Here is a 21,227-nt window from a genome sequence, read left to right as displayed (position 1 = left end):
ATCTATGCACGATGATTTAAAAAAGAGCTATCAAGACATAATTAGCGCAGTAGGCGAAGACCCTCAACGAGAGGGCTTACTTGATACGCCGAAACGCGCAGCAAAAGCGATGGAATACCTAACTAAAGGTTATCGCCAAACTCTTGATGAAATTACTAATAACGCCGTCTTCACCTCTGATGCTGACGACATGGTATTAATTCAAGATATTGAGCTTTACTCTATGTGCGAACACCATTTACTGCCATTTGTTGGTCGTTGTCACATTGCTTACATTCCTGATGGTAAAGTACTCGGTTTATCTAAATTTGCTCGTATTGTCGATATGTTTGCACGACGCTTCCAAATTCAGGAACAGCTTACTCATCAAATTGCAAAAGCTGTTGAAGAGGTCACAGGTGCAAAAGGTGTTGGTGTTATTGTTGAAGCAAAACATATGTGTATGATGATGCGCGGTGTTGAAAAACAAAATTCAAGCATGCGCACCTCAGTTATGCTTGGCAGCTTTAGAGCCGATCCAAAAACCCGTAATGAGTTTTTGCAGTTAGTTAGAGGGTAATCATGGCCAATGCAATTATCAATGTAACTAACCTCAGGCTAAGAACCTTTATTGGCTTTAACCCTGAAGAGCGTGAAAAAAAGCAAGATGTCGTGATTAACCTTGAAATTCACTACCCTGCTGAGCAAGCTTGTGAAACTGACGCTGTTGATAAAGCACTTAACTACAAGACCATTACTAAAGAAGTTATCGCTTTAGTCGAAGAAGGTCACTTCTTACTGCTAGAAAAGCTCGTTGCCGAGATTTTAGCTATTTGCCACCAGCATAAAAGTGTTCATTACGCCAAAGTCCGTGTTGATAAGCCACATGCGCTGCGTTTTGCGGACTCAGTATCTCTGACTCTCGATTGGCAGAAAAACTAAAAAAACTTTTCAAGCCCAACAGCAAAGGCAAGCACAGCTAAATAACGTGCACCTTTGCCAAGGGCGACAAGTACCAGAAAAGTTAAGAACTTAACGCGAAAAATTCCACCGACCACAGTAAGTGGATCGCCCACCACTGGCAGCCAAGCAAACAATAGACTGTAAATACCGTATTTATTGAATTGTTTTTCAGCTTTTTCAATGGACTTTTTAGAGACCGGAAACCATTTACGATCTTTAAAACGCATGACCTGTGTGCCAAGCCAATAGTTAACACAACTACCAAGCACATTACCGAGTGTTGCACTAAGCCATAGCAACCAAAGAGAGTAGCTCCCTTTGGCAATCATTGCCGTCATTACCAACTCTGATGAACTAGGTAACAAAGTTGCTGAAATAAATGCAGTAAAAAAAAGCGAAAGATAGGCCATACATACCCAAAAAAAGAAAAGCTCAGCAACACTGCTGAGCTTTTCTAGTATATCTAATTTTCTCAGTTTTATTTTATAAATTCGATGCTCAGCGGATAATCCACTTCTTTACCATCATTGGCTTTGATTGCCGATACAACAACCATAATAAAAGCGAAAATTGCGATGACAGGTAATAAAATGATGCCGATAACAACAAACATCAACAAGAAACTAATGATATATGCAATCATCATCGTTAGCTGAAAATTTAATGACTTACGGCCATGCTCAGCCACTAACGGCATTTCATCCTTTTTAGCAAGCCACACAATGAGTGGCCCGATGACAGATCCGAAAGGAATTAATAATCCAGCAAATGAGCTTAAATGACATAGCATTGCCCACGTTCGATGATCCTTATTATCCGTTATAACTTCAACCTTTTGATTATCGTCCATTATGACTCCTTGTTATTTTTTCTCATCTTCACTATAGCGTTATATTTGCCTAGTTAATATACCATGAGTTGATTTAACCCGCTGTTTTCACTCCACCTCGTTACTGTGATAAAAAAGTGATAACTTCGTGAGGCTTTTATGATATTGCTATTTGATACTGTTTTTGAACAGTCAAAAACAGGAACAAATAATGAAAACTTTATCTTTAACTTTGCTAGCTGCTACAGCAATTTCTAGCTTCACGAGCCAAGCAGCTGAGCTAGATATCAAACTAACAAATCTCACTCAAGGTGTGCATTTTACACCTATTCTGATTACAGCCCACAGCAGTGATACATCACTTTTTGAAGTCGCAACACCAGCATCTACAGCGTTACAAACAATGGCTGAAGGTGGCAACATTGCACCTCTTGTTGATGAAGCAACAGCCGCAAATAGCGATATGGTTGCCAACCCAGCTGAAGGGTTACTTGCTCCGGCCGCATCGACAATGGCAAGCCTAACAACAACTGAAGGTAACGACTACTTATCTCTAACAGCCATGTTGTTGCCAACAAATGATGGTTTTGTCGGCTTGAATAGCTGGAAAATACCTACCGAAGCAGGTACTTACACTATTTACTTAAATGGCTATGATGCAGGCACTGAAGCAAATGATGAACGCGTTGTTGAAGGCTCAGGGGCTTTGGGCGTTCCCGGTATTCCTGCCGCACCAGGCGGAAATGCAGGCACTGGCGGTAGTGGTGTCACAAGCAGTGAAAGCAACACAATGGTACATATTCACCCTGGTAACTTAGGTGATGATGATCTTGAAGCAGGGATTAGTGACCTTGATAACACAGTACACAGATGGTTAAACCCAGTTGCTAAATTGACAGTAACGGTTAAGTAGGAGAGCTATTATGCTTCGTTTAACAAAAAGCTTGATCATCATTGCTTTTGGCGCCAGCCTCGCGGCCTGTGGTGACTCAAATAATAATCGCTCAGAGACTCCGCCTGAAGTCGTGTCACCTCCCGTTGTTAGTCCAGTCGTTACATACGAATTTACAATACAAGTAAGTAACTTAACTGCCGCACAACCATTATCACCAATTGCTGTGATTTCTCATACCGAAAACATGCTTTGGGAAATAGGTAGCCCTGCATCGACAGCACTTGAGGTAATGGCTGAAGGAGGAAACAACAGCGACCTATTAGCGGTTGATTTTGCAACCGCAGTTGCATCTGCCGATGCACCTCTTCCACCAGGAAGTCAGGTAACATTATCACTCTCAACAGAGCAACTAGATTCATTAAAAATAAGCTTAGCAACCATGCTGGTGAATACAAATGATGCATTTACCGGTCTTAATGCAATAGATGTGTCTTCGTTAGCTGTCGATGAAGCGCTTACTTTTACTACATTTGCTTATGATGCTGGAACAGAGGCTAATTCAGAAGCCGCGGGGACAATCCCTGGACCAGCTGATTCAGGCGAAGGATTTAATGAAGAGCGTAATGATGTTAACTATGTGGCTATGCACCCAGGTGTTGTTAGCCAACATGATGGTCTAAGTAGCTCAGTACTTAGCAGTCAACATAAGTTTGATAACCCATTGACTCAAGTTGTCATTACGCGGACGCAATAACATAGCACTCACTTGCGCTAAGGGCATAAGGAAGTGCCTTAGCGATTTGGACAAGACTATGCGCCCAGAAAAACTTTTAATTGTTGAAGATGACCGTGCTATACGTCAACTTGTAATAACTCAACTTAGCAACCTAAATTTACATATTGATGAAGCCGATTCTGCTGAATCAGCATTAAAAAAACTAGCAAGCAATGATTATGGACTTGTTATATTAGATATAAACTTACCGCAAATGGATGGCTTAAGTTTATGCCGCAAGATTAAAGAACACTACCCCACGGTATCGGTTATTTTACTTACCGCTTTGAGCAGTGACATGGATAGAGTTATTGGTTTAGAAATGGGTGCAGATGACTATATATGTAAACCATTCTTTGCAAGAGAATTACAAGCGAGAGTAAAAACTCAATTGCGCCACCGAGAGCAACTACTTATAGCTCAATCTTCCATAAAAAAGAAACCCGATGAAGCACAACTTCAACTCGGAGCCTTACACATAGAGTTTTCGAGTCATCAAGCTTACTTAGCAAATCAAGCCGTCAACTTAACCGCGACAGAGTTTGATTTACTGGTACACTTTGCAAAGCACCCTAACCATGTTTTCAGTCGCCAGCAGCTACTTGATCAAGTTTGGGGGTACCAACACAGTGGTTACGAGCATACCGTTAACTCCCATATTAATCGCCTTCGCAGTAAGTTTGAACAGCACCACCGTGCTCTATTTATAGAAACAGTTTGGGGTGTCGGTTATAGATTAAATCCAGGGCAGTTAAATATACAATGATGTTTTCGATGACCCTTTACCAAAAACTAGCTTGGTCACTAGTTATTATTTTTAGCCTGCTGTGTGCGCTTATATTTAATTGGAGCAAAAAGCTTGAACAACACTCTCAGCACCAAGCACAACAGCAATTACACATACACCTCGCTGAGCACCTTGTAAACGACAATCCATTAATAAAGCAAGGTGTATATGACTATAAGGCGCTGGAAAATTTATTTCATACCCTAATGGTACTAGGACCTGCTTTCGAATATTACTTTGTAGACCCAGAAGGTAATTTGCTGACCTATTCAGCCAAACCAGGCAAGGTAGTGAGGCAAAAAATAAATCTAAGCCCAATAAAAAAATTAATTTCACAACCAAGCTCTACACCTATTTACGGTGACGACCCCCGCAACATTGAGGGTCAAAAAATATTTTCTGCTGCCCCTGTTTATAATCAACAAAAACTGCAAGGTTACTTGTATATGATTATTGGTGGTCAAGCTTTTGATGCAACGCTACACGAGGTAAAACGTGATAATCCAGTTTGGCTAGGGGCAATGTGGTTTGTAGCTGCTATGGTCGCGCTATTTATCACTATGTTGCTGTTATTTCGCTTTTTCACCTCGCCACTTAAACAATTAAATAAAGAGGTCAGTCGAATAAAAGCTGCCAACTACAGCCTCACAGAAATGGCGCTTAGCCCGAGCTATATGGGGAATAACGAAATTGGCAACTTAAGTAAAGGGATTTATGGCATGCTATCTCGTATTGATGAGCAGTTTAAATCTTTGCAGCAAATAGATAAACAGCGCCGAGAATTACTTACTCATTTATCACACGACTTAAGAACGCCACTTGCTTCATTACATGGTTTTCTTGAGGTTATGAAAAAGCCATATTCTCAGCTCAGTCATCAAGAGCAACAACGTTACCTGACCTTGGCAATGGATAATTGCCAACAATTGAAGCTGTTAATTGAACAAATTTTTGAACTGGCTAATTTAGAGTGTGGGCAAGTAAAGATAAAAACTGAAACGTTTAATCTTGGCGAATTAATTTACGACTGTGTCGCCAAACTAGCATTAAACGCTGAAGCAGCAGGGGTAACAATAAAAGTCACTCCCAAAATTTGCGACTTTCCAGTTACAGCAGACATTGCCAAACTAGAGCGTGTACTTACTAACCTTATAGAAAATGCGATACGCCATACCCCCTCTAAAGGATTAATCACTGTAGATGTGTCTCAACTCAACGAACAAGTTTTTGTCTCAGTCTCTGACACTGGTGTAGGCATTCACGCTGATGAGTTAACGGCAATCTTCGAACCTCACTACCAAGCACGTAATAGCATTAAACGGGGTCAAGGTGGACTAGGCTTAGCTATTTGCAAACAGCTACTTAAACTAATGAATAGTGATATTGAAGTACAAAGTACCCTGGGTAAGGGGACCCAATTTCGCTTTAACTTAACGAAGCATGCACCAGTTTAAGGTCGAATCACCCACTGGTGCGTATATTGATTATTGTTTGATACCTGCCAAATCAAGCATAAAAGCATAATACAGTGCGGTATCTTCTAAACTTTTGAATCGCCCTGACGCACCACCGTGTCCTGCTTCCATATCGGTTTTAAAGAGCAATACATTATTGTCAGTTTTCAGCTCACGCAATTTTGCCACCCACTTTGCAGGTTCAAAATATTGTACTTGTGAGTCATGTAGCCCCGTTGTGATCAACATATTTGGATAGGCTTGTTTTTTCACTTGATCATAAGGTGAATATGACAACATATAATCATAATACTTTTTATCATTTGGGTTACCCCACTCATCATATTCATTGGTAGTAAGCGGTAAGCTTGTATCAAGCATCGTTGTTACAACATCAACAAAAGGAACGGCTGCAATCACTCCTTTATAAAGTTCTGGCGCTTGGTTTACTATCGCCCCCATTAGCAAGCCACCTGCACTGCCCCCCATTGCAAAAATAGTGTTTTTGTCACCATACTTTTGTGCAACTAAAGATTCTGTTACATCTATAAAATCGTTAAATGTGTTTTTCTTATGAAGCAACTTACCATCTTCGTACCATGGGCGCCCTAGCATTTGTGAGCCGCGGATATGCGCAATTGCAAATACGAACCCGCGATCAAGTAAGCTTAATCGCGAACTCGAAAAACTTGGATCCATCGTCGCACCATACGAACCATAGCCATACTGTAATAACGGATTAGTACCGTTTTTATCAAACTTATCTTTACGATAAACGAGGCTCACAGGCACATCGACACCATCTCGCGTTGTCACATACACCCGCTCAGATGCATAATTATCTGGGTTAAAGCCACCTAACACCTTACGCTGCTTGAGAAGCGTTTTTTCACCGTTTTCTAAATTAATATCGTAACTTGTACTTGGCGTGGTCATACTTGAATAGTAAACACGTAAGTTAGGGTTATCTAGCTCATAGTTGTCATAGCTAGAAACTGTATATGTCGGGTCCTTGAAGGCAATCACTTGTTCTTGCTGATCACGTAAATGACGAATTGTTAAATAGGTTTGCCCCATTTTTCGCTCTTCGTATACGAGGTGATTACTAAATAACTCAATACTTTCCAGCTTGATGTTTTCGCGCCCAGCAACCAGCGTTTGCCAATTTGCTTTATCGTGAGCTTGTTCACGACGCACCTTCATTAATTGAAAATTTACGGCGTTTAAATTTGTGACTATGTAGTACCAATCACCTAATTTCTTAATGTCATACTCAAATCCAGTTTCACGTGCAATTAAACGTTTTGGCATGGCACTGATATCGTTTGCATCAATAACCGATACCCCAGAGGCACTCGTGCTACTATGCTTGATATAAATTTCTTGGTGATCTTTACTCTTCTCAATACTGGTATAATAGCTAGTGTCATGCTCTTCGTACACTAACTCATCATCCGCTTGAGACGTGCCTAACCTGTGCCGAAAAACTTGGTATCCCAGTAAGGTTTGTGGGTCTTTTTTAATATAATAAAAGGTTTTATTATCATTCGCCCAAACAACATCACCTTCGCTGCCTTCAATTGTATCCGGCAATAATTGATTAGTTGTCAAATCCTTAACTTTTACCGTGTATATACGTCGACTTAACGTATCTTCACCATAGGCCAATAAAGCGCCATTTGGGCTTACATCAAGCCCTGTTACTGCAAAATAATCATGATTCTGCGCAAGCTTATTTACGTCTAAAATAACCTGCTGATGCAGTCCTTGCTTATCAGTACTTCGTATATAAACCGGATATTCATTATCACCATGAGTTTGTGAAAAATAATAATGGCTTCCCTTTTTTACAGGTACTGATTCATCATCTTTTTCAATACGTCCTTTCAACTCTTCAAATAACTTATTTTGTAAAGCATCTGTATGAGCCATCATTTTTTCTACATAACTATTTTCAGCAGCTAAATGGGCAAGAACTTGTGGGTCAGTGCGAGTATCGTCACGCATCCAATAATAGTTATCAACTCTTGTATCGCCATGAAGAGTCATCTCATAAGGTACTTTGTTAGCAACAGGTGCCAACGTGTTCACTTTTTCTACAGCATAAAATGCGCTGGATTCATTTACAGAATTAGGAGTTTTGTTACACGCCGCAACAATGGCGAGTGGTACAGCCAATAAACAAAGAGAGTGACTAATTTTCATGGGGTTCCTGAGTTATTTTTTTATCCCGACTTTAATATAAGTAAAATTAAGTCACGATATAAGTAGGCTTTGTGAAGCAATGTAAAAAGGGAGCTACAGCTCCCTTTATTCAAACGTATTGATTATCTACTTTTGCTTACGGCGACGCACAAATGCAAACGGTGCAGCTAAAAGAGCTAACCATGCAAGAGAACCCGATGAACGCGATCTATTTGCTGTAGTAGCAGGTTCTGCTGGCATCTCAGATGCTTCATCTGCAAGGTTATTTACAAGTACAGTAACCATGGCGGGATCCGAGATATTGCCTGACTTATCACTAACAACAACTTCAAGTTCAATGGCTGTCATTCCTGCATCATAATCCAAAATATCTTGTTGCATTACCACAACATCACCTTCGGAAGTGACTGAAACAGCTGTAGAAGTCGAGCTGATAACAATAAACTCAGAAACAGGGCTGGCAAGGTCTGCACCAAAACTAGCTTCTAACGTGCCAATTACCGTACCATTCTCTGCATTCTCATCCACTGAGAACTCAGCATCCGCTAAAACAGGCGAAGTGTTAGCATCACTTTGCGGAGTAGCAACATATGCTTTCGAACCTGAATCAGATAAAATTAAGAAATCAGCACCAGCATTAAGCATAGTTGCAGACTCTCCTGGTGCTAATGAGCTGACAGCATTCCCAGCATCATCAATTAAGGTCGCGTAGACATTTTCAGATGCATCACTGAACGTATAAGTTCCCATTGCAACATCACCTAGGTTTGTCGCCAGTGGTGTCCACAACTCTTCTTCTGTTCTAAAGCGGATATTTGCAGTTACATTGTCTAGGTCATCCGCCGTTAAGCCAAATGTTTCTAAACAAGTTTGAAGGGTCAAATGATTGTTACCGATAATTTGAAAAATATTATTTATTTGACCTGAAGTGCTGCCATAGCTATGAGTGAAAGTGATTGCTGTGCCAGGCTCAATATCTCTAAAGAACCATTCAAGCTTACCATTTTGTACTGTTACATCGTATGTACCATCTTGATCAAGGTCAAAGTCAGCCATTAAGCCCGCAACGTATGAGTGAGTAATCCCCTCATTTAGAATAACGGTTGTTAAAGTCACATAACCGCTTTCACAGATATCCGCCGTAACTGGGAATGTTTCAATCGATGCTCCCACTAGATCAAAGCGATGCGCTTCATCAATATCATCAGTCATCACTGTTGGTGCAAAAACAGGGTTTAGCGTTGTCGCGCCTGTATTAGTCAACTGATGCGCTACACCACTTTCAGTTTCAACTGGTGTAAAGCTCATGGCAGCATTTGCTTTTGGTAATACGTGATAAACCAAGTGGAAAGCTGGCTCATCGCCATCAGAGAAAACTAACGCACCATCTAACTCCAAGTTAGTTAGATCTGCTGTAGTCGCTTGCGAACCAATATTATCATCTGTCAATGTCCACTCAGGCAACGTAGCAGGGTCGATTGTTGCCGTCACATCAAATGACATTGTTTGACCAGCAGGAACGGTGATGGTTTCAGGGTACTCTAATGAAAATGAACCACGCTCTATGTCGTTTTGATACCGCTGCTCAAGTGATAACGAATATACTTTCACTTCATTCGAGAAGTTTTTAACTTGAATAGTTTTTGTTAATTCAACAGTCTCAGAAGCGTTAACCAGACCAAATGAAAGTGCCGCTTGTTTAGTATCAGCAGCCCATGCTGCAACAGGTAAGTTAGCAGCTTTATTAACATCAACTAAACCTGCACCAATATAGCTAATTGGCGCAAGTTCAGCATCTGGGTTTATTGCACGAGGCTCCATGGTGACATCTAAGTTTGCCGTGTTCATTAGTGTCGCTTTAAGCTCTAACGCATTACGCTCTGGTTGTGCTTCTTTTAAGAGGCTCACAGCACCTGCGGTAATAGGCCCAGAGAAAGATGTACCCGATACGCCAGTTAACCCATCACCAAGCCCTGGATGTGCTGTCATAATATTCACACCTGGCGCTGTAATCTCTGGCTTAAGCAAGCCACCCATTGATGGACCACGAGAGGTAAAACCCGCAATTGCTCCTGTAAGAACAAGTTTTTCAAGTTGAAAGTGATATTCAGGCTGCTCACCTGCCGCTAGCTGCTCTTTTAATTGACGCCCTACTCCTTGAGTTACCGAGATAACACGAATAGTTACTTGATCAGCTTCTGGACCCGCTGACATGCCTGGTGCCCCACCTTCTGCATTATTTGCAATAATGACATAAGCAGCCCCGCGTTGCTGTGCTCGCAATGCCTTAGCAGAAAAACCACATTCACCACGATCGATAATGACACCTTTACCGGTAAAATCGACATCTTCGGCAAAGTCAACACATGCCGTTGCATTGTCACTTGGGTAAACTAACTCATGATCTTCGCTGGTCAAGACAAACGCATCTGTATTTCCGAATGATGCTAAACCCGTTTCGATTTCTTCGCCATTTAAATCATTGGTGAATACATTATCAGGTTCACTAGGGTGAGTCATAGCACCTACAGAAAGTGCATTTTCACTGGTACTTGGGCCACCAACAATAAATGGATATGCACCATCATTACCAGCAGAGATAACCACGTTTGTGCCTAGCTTAACGGCTTCATTGATCAATTGGCCTACTGCATCGGTAGCAATATCTCCGTAATCACCACCCAAAGACATGTTAATTACATCTACACGATCAGAAATATCACCATCACCATTCGGATCCATCGCGTTCTCTAATGCAAGTAATTGTGCTAAGCCAGGACAAGAGCGATCTGTACACACAGAATAAACAAATAGATCCACATTTGGCGCAATACCATTTACCGAGTGAGATACATGGGTTCCATGGTTAGTGATCACATCAATCGGATCAGCATCATCATTTATATAATCATAGCCGCCTAATACTTTACCTTGCGGCCAATCAACCGTTGTTGGGTCTGCCGTCGCTGCCGCATAGGCTGCATCTGTGCCTTCGCCGCCAAATGCCGTATGGGTGTAGTCAATACCTGTATCAAGTACAGCTACGCGTACCCCTTGACCTGTTGCTAAGCCATTTGAGACAAGTGGGGTTGCTTCAATATAATCCGCACTACCAGCAACATGTAGCTCATAGTCATAGACAGGATATATCTCTTCAACTTGAGGATTCGATAAAAGCATTGCGACATTTTGCTTGCTACCATTTACAACAACTGAGCTAACAAGTGTTGATGTTTTAGCAATAACTTGCACAGGTAAATCCATACTCTCAATAGTTTGCTCTACTGATGCTTGCGCCGTCTTAGCAACTGCTTGTACTGAAGCAATATCAGCTCCCATGGTTTTTGCGCTAACTGTTGCAGGTGCTTTGAGTTTAACCAACCAGCTTGTTGCTTCACCTTTTACATTTTTTTCTTGTTTAGTAACAGCAACTGGCTTAATTAGTTTTTTACCCGCTAGGTTATACTTTGAAAAATCATTTGCCTGAGCACTTGCACACATTGCGCTTGCAACAGCGAGTGCGACTGTTGTTCTTTTTATTAGATTATTAGACATAGGGTCCCCTAGGATATGTTATGTTATCGTTTTGACAGTGATTGAAACTGAGTTTCGCCGTCAATATAAAACGGGACGACAAATAGGAACAACAAAATAATTACACTATGATTACAATAACCACAAAAATAGACACAACATCGTTTCAAACCCATTGTTTTTAAAATAATTTATAAAAAACAGTGGGTTGTAAATGTTTGTAAACGAATATTGTATTTTTTAACGCAAAGCGAGACGAAATGAACTCAGACGTCATTAACATTTTAACGATGGCAAAGGTAATCCAAACAGCCGTAGCCCCCGTTTTCTTAATTACTGGTATTGCTGCAACACTGGGGGTTTTATCTAATCGCCTTGCACGCATTACTGACCGTGCAAGACAGCTTGAGCGAAAGCTAAAAGTAAGTACCGACGAAGATTTTAATCTATCATTAACGACCGAATTAAGAGCTTTGCTCAAACGCTCGCGCTGTATCCATATTGCATTTAGCTTAAGCGTACTTAGTGCTCTACTTGTCTGTGCTGTGGTCATGTGTCTGTTTTTATCACACATTCAATCTATTAATTTAAGTGTGACGATTGCCAGCTGCTTTGTTGCAGCAATGGCATTACTCATTTTTGCCTTTTTATCACTGCTTGGTGAAGTTTTCTTAGCAACACGAAGTATGCGCCGTGGTATGATCTTCGCAGACATTGACATAAATGATTAAATTAAACTTAAGTTAAGATTAACCGCATTACACTTGAATAATCTATTTAGCTGAGATAAAACTCGGTTAATTTATCTTTATGACATATTAAGGGGCAAAAGGAATGAAATTAAAACAATTAGTATTAGGTACGATACTGTCGACTATGGCACTTAGTGCATCGGCAAACTCTGTATTTGAAGAGCCAAGTGACGCTATCGAATACCGCCAAGCGGCATTTTCAATGATTCGCGTACAAATTGGTGACATGGGCGATATGCTAAAAGGAAAAGTACCTTTTGATGCAGAACGTTTTCAGATGCGTGCAAACAATGCAGCAGCACTATCAAAAATGCCTTGGGAAGCTTTCATAGCGGGTTCTGATAAGGGCGATACATCTGCACTTGCAGCTGTATGGAGCGACAACGAAACCTTTATGAAAAAAGCCGTTGCTTTCCAACAGTATGCTGATGAACTAGCAGTTGCAGCACAAAGTGGCGACCAAAAAGTTATTGGTAAAGCATTTGGCGCATGGGCTAAAGGTTGTAAAGATTGCCATAAGTCATTCAAAGACTAGCAAAAAACGTTGACCAAAAAAGGCGCTTATCAGCGCCTTTTTTAATGTTTTGAAGCACCTTAGCCAAACAAGTAATTTAAAGGCTCTGCTCCCCAAGTCGTAAATAACACCACTAAGCACACGGCAAAAATAACGAATGCCATAACGGGTGATTTAGTCACAGGCTCCGTGACTGAGATTTGATCACTACTGCCTGTAAGCATAGGCTTTACCAAGTTCTTACCCTTTATACGATAAATAACAATCGCCAAAACATGCAAAACAATGGCATACAACAAAATATCAAAATTAAGATGATGCAACCAACCTGCAAACTCCACGGTATCTGAGGATACATGCGCCACCAGCGGGCCATCCGTTAATATATCGTCACTCGTCATTAAGCCAGAGGTTAATTGCACGATGAGCAAAGCAAAAAAGGCTATCACCATATAGCTACCAGCCGCACCATGTCCCGCTTTGTGTTCACTACTCGTGAACGACTTAATTGCAGCAACAGGAGAGTGAATTAGTGCTGAGAGCCTCGCAGTTTTACTACCAATAAGACCCCAGATAAGACGAGTAACTAGCAATGCAAGGGTGAAATACCCTGCTGCAAAGTGCAACTCAAGCATGCCCTCTTCGGCACTAAAATAAAGTGTCGCGATAGCCGCAACCAACAACCAATGGAAACTTCTTATAAAGCCATCCCATACTTTAACTTTAGACATTGTAACCCTCCCTAAGAAATGTATATTATTGCAAACTTCGACGATTTTGACACACTCCAATAATAGGTGTTTTGATCTGAGCCATAACAACAAACAAGAGCGATAAGATGCAAAAACCCATTCTAAAAGCCTTACTTAAAGGTTTTTTTGACATGCTCCCCTTATGCCTTGCGGTATTACCTTGGGGAATTTTATGCGGCTCTTTAGCAATTCAAAATGGGTTTAGCGCATTTGAAACACAAGCGATGTCGTTACTGGTATTTGCAGGGTCTGCGCAGCTGGTCGCCATAGAATTAATGGCTGGCAATACGCCGCTTTTAACTATTTTGTTTACCACACTCATTATTAGCTCGCGGCACTTTTTATATGGCTTGGCAGTACGCCACAAGGTCATCGATCAGCCTTTTCGTTGGCGGCTTCCCGTTAGTTTTGTTCTCACTGATGAATTATTTGCTTTCTCGCACCATCGTAAAGCTTATCGAACAAAAGTACGCCTTATTTATGCTTTAAGTGCTGGGTTTAGTTTTTATATTGCGTGGAATATTTGGACCCTGCTAGGCATAGTCGCGGGAAGCTTGCTCCCCGATTTAACAAATCTTGGCCTTGATTTTGCCATTGCAGCCACTTTTATTGCTTTAGTTATTCCTGGCGTAAAGAACCTTGCTACCTTGGCGACCGTGATCACCGCAGGTGCAGTTGCAACGCTATTGAAAAGCCAAGGCTTTCAACTGTGGCTAGTCACAGCGGCCCTTATAGCTATGACGGTGGGTTATGTAATTAGTCGCTGGCGAGCAAAAGAGGAGCACGTACAATGATGACAACTATTTTATTGATGGCGTGTATCACCTTCTTCACCCGTTACTTATTTTTACACCGTGCGCTACCGTTTAAAGTCGGTCCGAAAATGCAGCAATTTTTAAGTTTTAGTGCCCCTGCAGTACTTACCGCAATTTGGGTACCCATTGTGTTTATTAATGACGAAGGGATAAATCTAGATTGGCAAAATCCCTACCTAAGTGCTGCAATCGTATCCGTTATTGTGGCTTATAAAACACACAATATTTACTACACAACACTGGCAGGGATGGGATTATTTATAATCTTAAGTTAGACACTTGCAAGTAAAATCGCGCGACTTTTCTCAAGCGTAACTTGCTCGCGCTCACCAAGAGCCGTCATACCATGACGCTCAAGCTGAGCCACAAGTTTATCGGCAACACTGTCATCCAACTCGTAATCGCTTAAGCGAGTTGGCATTTTAACACTGTGGAAAAATGCTTCTGTTGCAGCTATCGCGTTATCAATTGCCGTATCTTCATCGCTAATATCAAGGCCTAATACTCGCTCAGCATATTGCAATAACTTGCCACGCTTAGTGTCTTTTTGCTCTGCCATCATACGTGGTAATACAATCGCTAATGTTTGAGCGTGATCCAAGCCATACACAGCAGTCATTTCATGACCAATCATGTGAGTTGCCCAGTCTTGCGGAACGCCAGCACCAATTAGACCATTGAGTGCCATAGTCGCTGACCACATAATATTAGCACGCACTTGATAGTTATCGGGTTCAGAGAATGCTTTAGGACCTTCTTCGATAAGCGTCATTAAAATCCCTTCAGCAAAGCGATCTTGTAATTTGGCACCCACATCATAAGTTAGGTACTGTTCCATCGTATGCACAAACGCATCAACAATACCATTCGTTACCTGACGCTCAGGTAATGAGAATGTCACAGCAGGGTCTAGCACAGCAAAACGAGGACGCACAAACTCACTAGCAAACGGCAGTTTATCTTGTGTCTCTAAGTTTGATACCACGCTGAAGGTGTTCGATTCAGACCCTGTTGCAGGTAAGGTTAAAACAACACCCAATGCGACTGCTGACTTTACTTCAGCGCCTTTTGCTAAAATATCCCATGGTTCGCCAGCAAACTCAGCTGCAGCTGCGATGAACTTGCTACCATCAACTACAGAACCACCACCAACCGCGAGGATGTAGTCAATTTGCTGCTCTTTAACTAGTTCGACTGCTTTCATGCACGTTTGGTAGCTAGGGTTTGGTTCAATACCAGCAAACTCAAACCAAGTATGCTCGCTTAATGCGGTTTTAACTTGATCATACACACCATTTTTCTTAATGCTGCCGCCGCCATAAGTAACCAGTACCTTGGCATTTTTTGGGATCTCATTTTGAATTTCTTTAATTTGTTGTTCACCAAAATGAATTTTGGTTGGATTCTCAAAGCTAAAATTTAACATGCTTACTCTCTCATATTTGTGAGTATTAATCAGTGACCCGGCTATTGTAGTTATTTTTATATAGGGATAAAGGATGGAAATAAATAATCACTTTTGCAGACATGCAACAATAATCATCATAAACTAGTCGTAATTAAATGCAGCATCCTAAGGGTCGAAAATGTGGCAAGGCTTAGAAGAGTTCTTATATGTCGTTGAGCATGGTAGCTTTACGCATGCAGCCAAGGCTATGGAAGTATCCACCTCACACATAAGTCGGCAAGTACAACAGCTGGAGAACCGTTTAGGTTCCGTATTATTTCAACGCACCACACGAAAAATTAGCCTCACTGATGCAGGGCGTGAATACGCCGTTAAATTAAAAGCGATACGCCAAGAATTGATTGATGCAAACAATCAATTACAGGGCGAACAACGCCAACCAAAAGGCCTAATACGTATTACAGGTGCTGGCGAATTTGTAGCAAACCAAGTCGCTCCCAAAGTCGCAGAGTTTGTCAAACGCTACCCTGAGGTTGAAGTCGACCTCGACTTTAATAGTCGTAACGTTAACTTAGTTGAAGAAGGTTTTGACTTAGCTATTCGCTTTGGCAGAATGCAAGACTCAAATTTAATTGCACGACCACTCTGTAAACGCGTAATGACACTCGTAGCAAGCCCAGAGTATTTAGCTAATCACCCAACTCTTAATACGCCTTTTGATCTCACTGAGCATAACTGTCTAATTACCATGCGAAAACGCTGGCGATTTAATATTGATAATCAAGTTAAAGAGGTTCGCATTGATGGTAATTGGCGTAGCAACCATCCACAAGCTATTTTAAATGCTGCTGTTGCGGGTGTTGGTATTGCACACCTTGCTCTGGATATTGTTGAACCTTATTTAAATAATGGCCAATTAGTGAGTGTACTTGATGAGTTTCAAGTCAGCGATAATGCATCTTGGTTAGTATACCCTCGCAAAGATCTATTACCGTTTCGCGTACGTTTGCTGATAGAACATTTAACCGATGCATTCACTGATTAAAATTTACGCTTTTAGAAAAATCTCAAGCAAGTTAGAATCAGTGTAACAATAATAAAAAGTTATCATTATGAGCGAATTTTACCAACTTTCTGCTACTAGCCTTCAAGGCCAAACTATCGACTTTTCCGACTTTGAAAATAAGGTTGTGCTCGTGGTAAACACAGCCAGTGAATGCGGTTTTACGCCACAGTATGAAGGACTCCAAAAGCTACATGAAAAATACCATGATAAGGGCTTAGTAATTATAGGTTTTCCCTGTAATCAATTTGGTAAGCAAGAACCCGGTGACGCTAAAGAAATAAAAGAGGGCTGTCTAATCAACTATGGTGTCAGCTTTTTAATGATGAGCAAAGTTGATGTAAACGGCGAACACGCACACCCCGTTTTTCGACATCTAAAGTCCGAATTACCAGGCTTTATCACCCGCAAAATAAAATGGAACTTTACCAAGTTTTTAATTGGCAAAGATGGTAAAGCCATTAAACGCTTTGCACCACTAACAAAACCAGAGCAAATAGAATCAACCATTGTAGCAGCATTACATAAATAAAGCGTACGTCAAAAAGCAATAAAGAGGCGCTGCGCCTCTTTATCTAAATTTATACTTAGTCGTTCAAATAATCATCAAAATCATCTTCACCTAAGTTTCTTCGCAAGCGTTTTTGTTCAAGATAGTCTTCCAACTTCTTCTTAACGCGTTGCTTTTTCTTGTCGTGTTGATTACGCCCGACCATTTCGTACTCGTCTTCAACAAAATCGTCATCTAGCGCGTCATAACTAAATGTCTTACCCACAACCCACTCCATAAAGTGTTTGAGACCAATTCAACGGTTTTAAATTTATTCCATGAATTGGCAAAGTTTAAAAAGCTCAGTAGTAATTTAGTACCTAAAAACTACCAAAATAAAGCCATACCCCCATGCTAAATAGGTGATATGTCAATATTGTGAATAAATAGCGCTAAATTCGATTTCTGAAAAGTGAGAGTTTTTTATCGTTTCGATAAAACTCATTTATGTATATGGATTTTTTGGTTAATTTGACCAAAAAATGGTTAAAAATTAATTTTTATTTCTTATCCACAAATGAATAAAAACAAGCAAGCTTTTGATATTAAATAACTTTAAAAGCTTGGCACTCTATTTGATTACTAAATTTTGTCATTTCAAACAGGAAAGAAAAAAATGAAAAAGTTATTGTTAGCAAGTTCTTTATTTATCGCCACAAGTGCTATGGCTCATAACGATAATGATACAAATATTTCATTCAGTGGTGAGCAATGTGATGTTGAATTTAAAAATGATGTTCGTATTACGCCAAGCGAGCTAGAAGTTTACACAGCCGATAATCGTACTATGAAAATCATCAACCAAAATAATCTATATATTGATGGTCAAAGCGTATCCCTCAATTCTTCGCAGCAAGAGGCTATTGCCGCTTATTCCGACAGCTTACGCAGCCAACTCCCTGAGGTGGCAAACATCGCGCTTGATGGGGTAAAAATCGCAGGTGTAGCAATCGAAGAAGTTGCCAATGCTTTTAATATTGACGGCCTAAACGACATATCTGAATTAATGGATGACATTAGCGTAGAAGTGCAGAACGCTTTCTATCAACAAGGTGCATTCACTATGGGTCAGCAAAATTTCGAAAAGTTTGGCCAAAACTTTGAGAATCAGTTTGATGAGCAAATCGAATCAGCGGTTGAGTCAGCCATGATGCAATCAATGGGCAGTATTTTAGTTGCTCTTGGCTCTGAATTAATCGGCTCAGGTGGTGATATGGATGCTTTTGAAAAGCGCATGGAAAACATGGGTGAACAAATCGAAGCGCGCGTAGAAACCCAAGCCGCACAACTAGAAGAGCGTGCCGATGCACTCTGTGGCAGTTTTGCAGATATTGCCCATAAAGAGCAAGAGCTAGTCGCTTTAGTACCTGAATTAAAAGAATACCAGCTGTTCACATTTAAACAGCATGCTGAGTAAGATATCCCTGAACCAACGCACTTGGTTTTGCGCAGAGCTTGCTCTGCGCTTTTTATTTTTTGGCTAATACTGTGAGCTGCGACAAGGTTTTAATTGCTTGTTCTAAATGCTCAGACCAAGGTAAACCATAGCTTAAGCGAAAACAGCTGCGGTATTTTTTACCCGCTGAAAATATTAACCCTGGAGTAATGCTAATCCCCGCCTCTAACGCTAAATGGAATAACTTTACCGCATCATACTGCCCCCCAAGATCAATCCAAATCACACAGCCACCTTGCGGATTACTAATGCGCGCACAACTTGGCATATATTGCTGTAAGCACCAAATCATACGTTCTTTATTTGTACTCAAGCGCTGCCTCAACAAACGCAGATTACGATCGTACTCACCACTGGCGATAAACTCATACAAAGTCCATTGATTAATAAGTGGCGCGGAGCAACTCAGAGCACGTTTATAACGCCTTGCTTGCTCTGCAAACTTGCCCGCAATGATCCAACCAATACGATAGCTTGGTGCAGCTGTTTTTGAAAACGACGCACAGGTGATCACTAAGCCTTTTTTTGAATAAGCTTGCGCTGGCGTAGCACGTTTAGCAGTAAAATGTAGATCGCCATAAACATCGTCTTCTATGAGCACAACGTTACGCTCTTCTAAAAGAGTCACTAACTGCTCGCGTTTAGTCTCTGGCATAAAACTACCAACGGGGTTATTTAACGACGTTGAAAAAACACACGCTTTGATATCATGCTCATCGAGGGCTTGAGCCAAATCATCTAGCCAAATTCCTTCATCAGGACACAGAGGGATTTCCAGCGCCTTTAAGCCTAAGCTTTCAATTAATTCAATAATGCCAAAATAACAAGGCGATTCGATGGCGATGATATCGCCAGGTTTAGCGACACATTTAAGTGCTATTGCCAATGCCTCTTGTGCGCCATTAGTGATCACCAATTCATCACTATCAACACCAATGCCAAAATCTAAATAGCGGTGGATCAATTGCTTTTTCAATGGTGCAAAACCATCCATTGGGCCGTAGTTGATTGCCGATGCACCAGCCAGTGTCATTACACGTCGCATTGTTCGTGCTAGCGCTTTATCTGTCGGTGCTGCTGCAATAGGGTTTGCAATACCGAATGGCACAACATTGGCTTTATGTATGGCACTATAAACTTGCTCAATCAAGCCTTGCTTATTCACCATCATTGGTTCGCGACTTAGCTTCACTCGTTTCGGCCGCGATTGATTTAATTGAGACGACTTTAAAAAGTATCCTGACTTTTCTCTGGCTTCTATCAACCCTTGCCCTTCTAAAAGTTGATAAGCTTGTTTCACTGTTGGGATACTTACGTTTAACTTATCAGCCATTTTTCTTAGCGACGGTAACTTCTCTCCAGGCAATAACGACCCTTGAGAGCAAAGATCTCTTATTAGCTGAATCACCTGTTGATATAAAAACTCACTATTACTGCGACTGATTACTTGTGACATCGGACACCAAACTGTATAGGTTATATTTTTAGTTTTCTGTATATGTTAAGTATACAGAAGAGGCCTAAAATGAACATACTTTAAACTTTTGAGTACTAACTATGAAAAGTGCCGCTCTTTACCTCGTCACGGTACTAATTTGGGGGTCAACTTGGCTAGCGATTGAGTTTCAATTAGGCAATGTTGCCGTTGAAATCTCCTTGTTTTATCGCTTTGCTATTGCAGCCGTTTTAATGTGGGCTTTCGTGCTGATAAAAAAGCTACCTATGCAATATTCACTACGTGACCATGGCTTTTTCGCTTTACTGGCATTGTTCAACTTTGGTTTAAACTATCTTGTTTTATATTGGGCACAAAATTACCTCACTTCAGCCATGGCATCGATTGCTTTTTCCATGCTGTTATTGATGAATATCATCAATACACGGTTATTTTTTGCCAAACCTATCGCCAAGCGAATTTACTTTGGTGCACTTCTTGGCGTGATGGGAATTGCTAGCTTGTTTTGGCCACAAATTCAGCAATTCAACTTGAGTAATGGTGCGTTGGTCGGGTTACTACTTGCGCTATCAGGAACCTTTGTGGCTTCATTGGGAAATATGGTCAGTGTTCGAAACTCTCAGCGTAACATTGGCGTACTACAAGGCAACGCGTGGGGTATGTTATATAGCGCTTTAGGCTTGGCTGCTTATGTTTTAGTCAGTGATGTAGAGCTTACCTTGGATGCTCCAACAAGTTATTGGGTGTCGCTACTCTATTTGGCTGTGTTCGGTACAGTAATCGCATTTGCTTGTTATTTTGCACTACTAAAAAATATCGGCCCAGAACGGGCAAGTTATGTGATCGTATTATTCCCACTGGTTGCAGTGGTACTAAGTACCTTATTTGAAGGATTCGAATGGCAAGCGAACACCTTTATCGGATTTAGCTTAGTTTTATTTGGCAATGCCATTGTACTAACACCGACAAAACAGATTAAAGCTTTTTTTGCTGCTCGCAGTATTCAGCAAAAAGGCTCCGTCCCCAGTTAGAAGTGACTA

At 41.0% G+C, this 21,227-nt stretch carries 22 protein-coding genes; 14 read left to right on the top strand and 8 right to left on the bottom strand.

The window, feature by feature from the left end:
• The first annotated feature begins 4 nt into the window (after positions 1-4).
• Together folE and folX are read left to right on the top strand one after the other, a co-directional pair.
• On the top strand, positions 5-559 hold the full coding sequence (folE, locus tag L3V38_RS19250) for a GTP cyclohydrolase I FolE (RefSeq protein ID WP_062569460.1): 555 nt from the start codon (positions 5-7) through the stop codon (positions 557-559).
• 2 nt (positions 560-561) lie between these two features.
• Positions 562-921: a dihydroneopterin triphosphate 2'-epimerase gene (gene folX, locus L3V38_RS19245; RefSeq protein ID WP_062569459.1), complete on the top strand. Its 360-nt coding sequence runs from the start codon at positions 562-564 to the stop codon at positions 919-921.
• Here the strand turns inward: folX and L3V38_RS19240 are convergent.
• On the bottom strand, positions 918-1,352 hold the full coding sequence (locus L3V38_RS19240) for a YqaA family protein (RefSeq protein WP_130150286.1): 435 nt from the start codon (positions 1,350-1,352) through the stop codon (positions 918-920). The genes folX and L3V38_RS19240 overlap by 4 nt on opposite strands.
• Positions 1,353-1,420: 68 nt before the next feature.
• Positions 1,421-1,792 (bottom strand): DUF4870 domain-containing protein, encoded by a 372-nt coding sequence (locus L3V38_RS19235; protein ID WP_237120413.1) that lies wholly within the window; start codon positions 1,790-1,792, stop codon positions 1,421-1,423.
• Positions 1,793-1,982: 190 nt separating this feature from the next.
• On the opposite strand from L3V38_RS19235, the gene L3V38_RS19230 reads away from it, so the two are divergent.
• The 4 genes from L3V38_RS19230 to L3V38_RS19215 are packed head-to-tail and all read left to right on the top strand — an operon-like array spanning position 1,983 to position 5,682.
• Positions 1,983-2,684, top strand: a complete 702-nt coding sequence (locus tag L3V38_RS19230; protein ID WP_237120411.1) for a spondin domain-containing protein — start codon at positions 1,983-1,985, stop codon at positions 2,682-2,684.
• 10 nt (positions 2,685-2,694) lie between these two features.
• Positions 2,695-3,420 carry a spondin domain-containing protein gene (locus tag L3V38_RS19225; RefSeq protein WP_237120409.1) on the top strand — a complete coding sequence of 242 codons (726 nt, stop codon included), beginning with the start codon at positions 2,695-2,697 and terminating at the stop codon, positions 3,418-3,420.
• Positions 3,421-3,478: 58 nt separating this feature from the next.
• A complete protein-coding gene (locus L3V38_RS19220; protein ID WP_130150281.1) occupies positions 3,479-4,207 on the top strand; it encodes a response regulator transcription factor in 729 nt (242 codons plus the stop codon).
• A gap of 8 nt (positions 4,208-4,215) precedes the next feature.
• The gene (locus tag L3V38_RS19215) at positions 4,216-5,682 is read left to right on the top strand and encodes a HAMP domain-containing sensor histidine kinase (protein ID WP_237120407.1); all 1,467 of its coding nucleotides are present in this window, start codon (positions 4,216-4,218) and stop codon (positions 5,680-5,682) included.
• A gap of 30 nt (positions 5,683-5,712) precedes the next feature.
• On the opposite strand, the gene L3V38_RS19210 is transcribed toward L3V38_RS19215, so the two are convergent.
• Positions 5,713-7,887, bottom strand: coding sequence for a S9 family peptidase (locus tag L3V38_RS19210; protein WP_237120406.1), 2,175 nt, complete (start codon positions 7,885-7,887; stop codon positions 5,713-5,715).
• Between the two features lie 126 nt (positions 7,888-8,013).
• Positions 8,014-11,442 carry a S8 family serine peptidase gene (locus tag L3V38_RS19205; RefSeq protein ID WP_237120405.1) on the bottom strand — a complete coding sequence of 1,143 codons (3,429 nt, stop codon included), beginning with the start codon at positions 11,440-11,442 and terminating at the stop codon, positions 8,014-8,016.
• 239 nt (positions 11,443-11,681) lie between these two features.
• Here L3V38_RS19205 and L3V38_RS19200 point away from each other — a divergent pair, with 239 nt between their 5' ends.
• Together L3V38_RS19200 and L3V38_RS19195 are read left to right on the top strand one after the other, a co-directional pair.
• Complete coding sequence (locus L3V38_RS19200; RefSeq protein WP_062569451.1) at positions 11,682-12,152, top strand: DUF2721 domain-containing protein; 471 nt, start codon at positions 11,682-11,684, stop codon at positions 12,150-12,152.
• Between the two features lie 103 nt (positions 12,153-12,255).
• A complete protein-coding gene (locus L3V38_RS19195) occupies positions 12,256-12,708 on the top strand; it encodes a cytochrome c (protein WP_237120404.1) in 453 nt (150 codons plus the stop codon).
• A gap of 59 nt (positions 12,709-12,767) precedes the next feature.
• Here L3V38_RS19195 and L3V38_RS19190 read toward each other — a convergent pair whose 3' ends face one another.
• Positions 12,768-13,418, bottom strand: a complete 651-nt coding sequence (locus tag L3V38_RS19190; RefSeq protein WP_237120403.1) for a cytochrome b/b6 domain-containing protein — start codon at positions 13,416-13,418, stop codon at positions 12,768-12,770.
• Between the two features lie 107 nt (positions 13,419-13,525).
• On the opposite strand from L3V38_RS19190, the gene L3V38_RS19185 reads away from it, so the two are divergent.
• Together L3V38_RS19185 and L3V38_RS19180 are read left to right on the top strand one after the other, a co-directional pair.
• A complete protein-coding gene (locus L3V38_RS19185; RefSeq protein WP_237120402.1) occupies positions 13,526-14,233 on the top strand; it encodes an AzlC family ABC transporter permease in 708 nt (235 codons plus the stop codon).
• Positions 14,230-14,529, top strand: coding sequence for an AzlD domain-containing protein (locus L3V38_RS19180; RefSeq protein WP_063700605.1), 300 nt, complete (start codon positions 14,230-14,232; stop codon positions 14,527-14,529). Before L3V38_RS19185 ends, L3V38_RS19180 begins: the two co-directional genes overlap by 4 nt.
• Here the strand turns inward: L3V38_RS19180 and L3V38_RS19175 are convergent.
• The gene (locus tag L3V38_RS19175; RefSeq protein ID WP_237120401.1) at positions 14,526-15,680 is read right to left on the bottom strand and encodes an iron-containing alcohol dehydrogenase; all 1,155 of its coding nucleotides are present in this window, start codon (positions 15,678-15,680) and stop codon (positions 14,526-14,528) included. The two genes, L3V38_RS19180 and L3V38_RS19175, sit on opposite strands and share 4 nt — an antisense overlap.
• A 160-nt stretch (positions 15,681-15,840) precedes the next feature.
• Here L3V38_RS19175 and L3V38_RS19170 point away from each other — a divergent pair, with 160 nt between their 5' ends.
• A complete protein-coding gene (locus tag L3V38_RS19170; RefSeq protein WP_237120399.1) occupies positions 15,841-16,707 on the top strand; it encodes a LysR family transcriptional regulator in 867 nt (288 codons plus the stop codon).
• Positions 16,708-16,774: 67 nt separating this feature from the next.
• On the top strand, positions 16,775-17,257 hold the full coding sequence (locus L3V38_RS19165; RefSeq protein WP_130150266.1) for a glutathione peroxidase: 483 nt from the start codon (positions 16,775-16,777) through the stop codon (positions 17,255-17,257).
• Between the two features lie 55 nt (positions 17,258-17,312).
• Here L3V38_RS19165 and L3V38_RS19160 read toward each other — a convergent pair whose 3' ends face one another.
• Complete coding sequence (locus L3V38_RS19160) at positions 17,313-17,501, bottom strand: hypothetical protein (protein WP_083515317.1); 189 nt, start codon at positions 17,499-17,501, stop codon at positions 17,313-17,315.
• A gap of 390 nt (positions 17,502-17,891) precedes the next feature.
• Between L3V38_RS19160 and L3V38_RS19155 the strand changes: the two genes are divergently transcribed.
• Positions 17,892-18,692 carry a YggN family protein gene (locus tag L3V38_RS19155; protein WP_130150264.1) on the top strand — a complete coding sequence of 267 codons (801 nt, stop codon included), beginning with the start codon at positions 17,892-17,894 and terminating at the stop codon, positions 18,690-18,692.
• 52 nt (positions 18,693-18,744) lie between these two features.
• Here the strand turns inward: L3V38_RS19155 and L3V38_RS19150 are convergent, their stop codons facing one another.
• Positions 18,745-20,187, bottom strand: a complete 1,443-nt coding sequence (locus L3V38_RS19150) for a PLP-dependent aminotransferase family protein (protein ID WP_130150262.1) — start codon at positions 20,185-20,187, stop codon at positions 18,745-18,747.
• A gap of 101 nt (positions 20,188-20,288) precedes the next feature.
• On the opposite strand from L3V38_RS19150, the gene L3V38_RS19145 reads away from it, so the two are divergent.
• Positions 20,289-21,218 (top strand): EamA family transporter, encoded by a 930-nt coding sequence (locus L3V38_RS19145; protein WP_237120397.1) that lies wholly within the window; start codon positions 20,289-20,291, stop codon positions 21,216-21,218.
• Positions 21,219-21,227 lie beyond the last annotated feature (9 nt).

Origin of the sequence: Pseudoalteromonas sp. L1, from assembly GCF_021728095.1 — a bacterium.
GTDB lineage: Bacteria > Pseudomonadota > Gammaproteobacteria > Enterobacterales > Alteromonadaceae > Pseudoalteromonas.
Note: the sequence above shows the minus strand (reverse complement) of the source record. Positions and strands in the feature narration are given on the sequence as shown.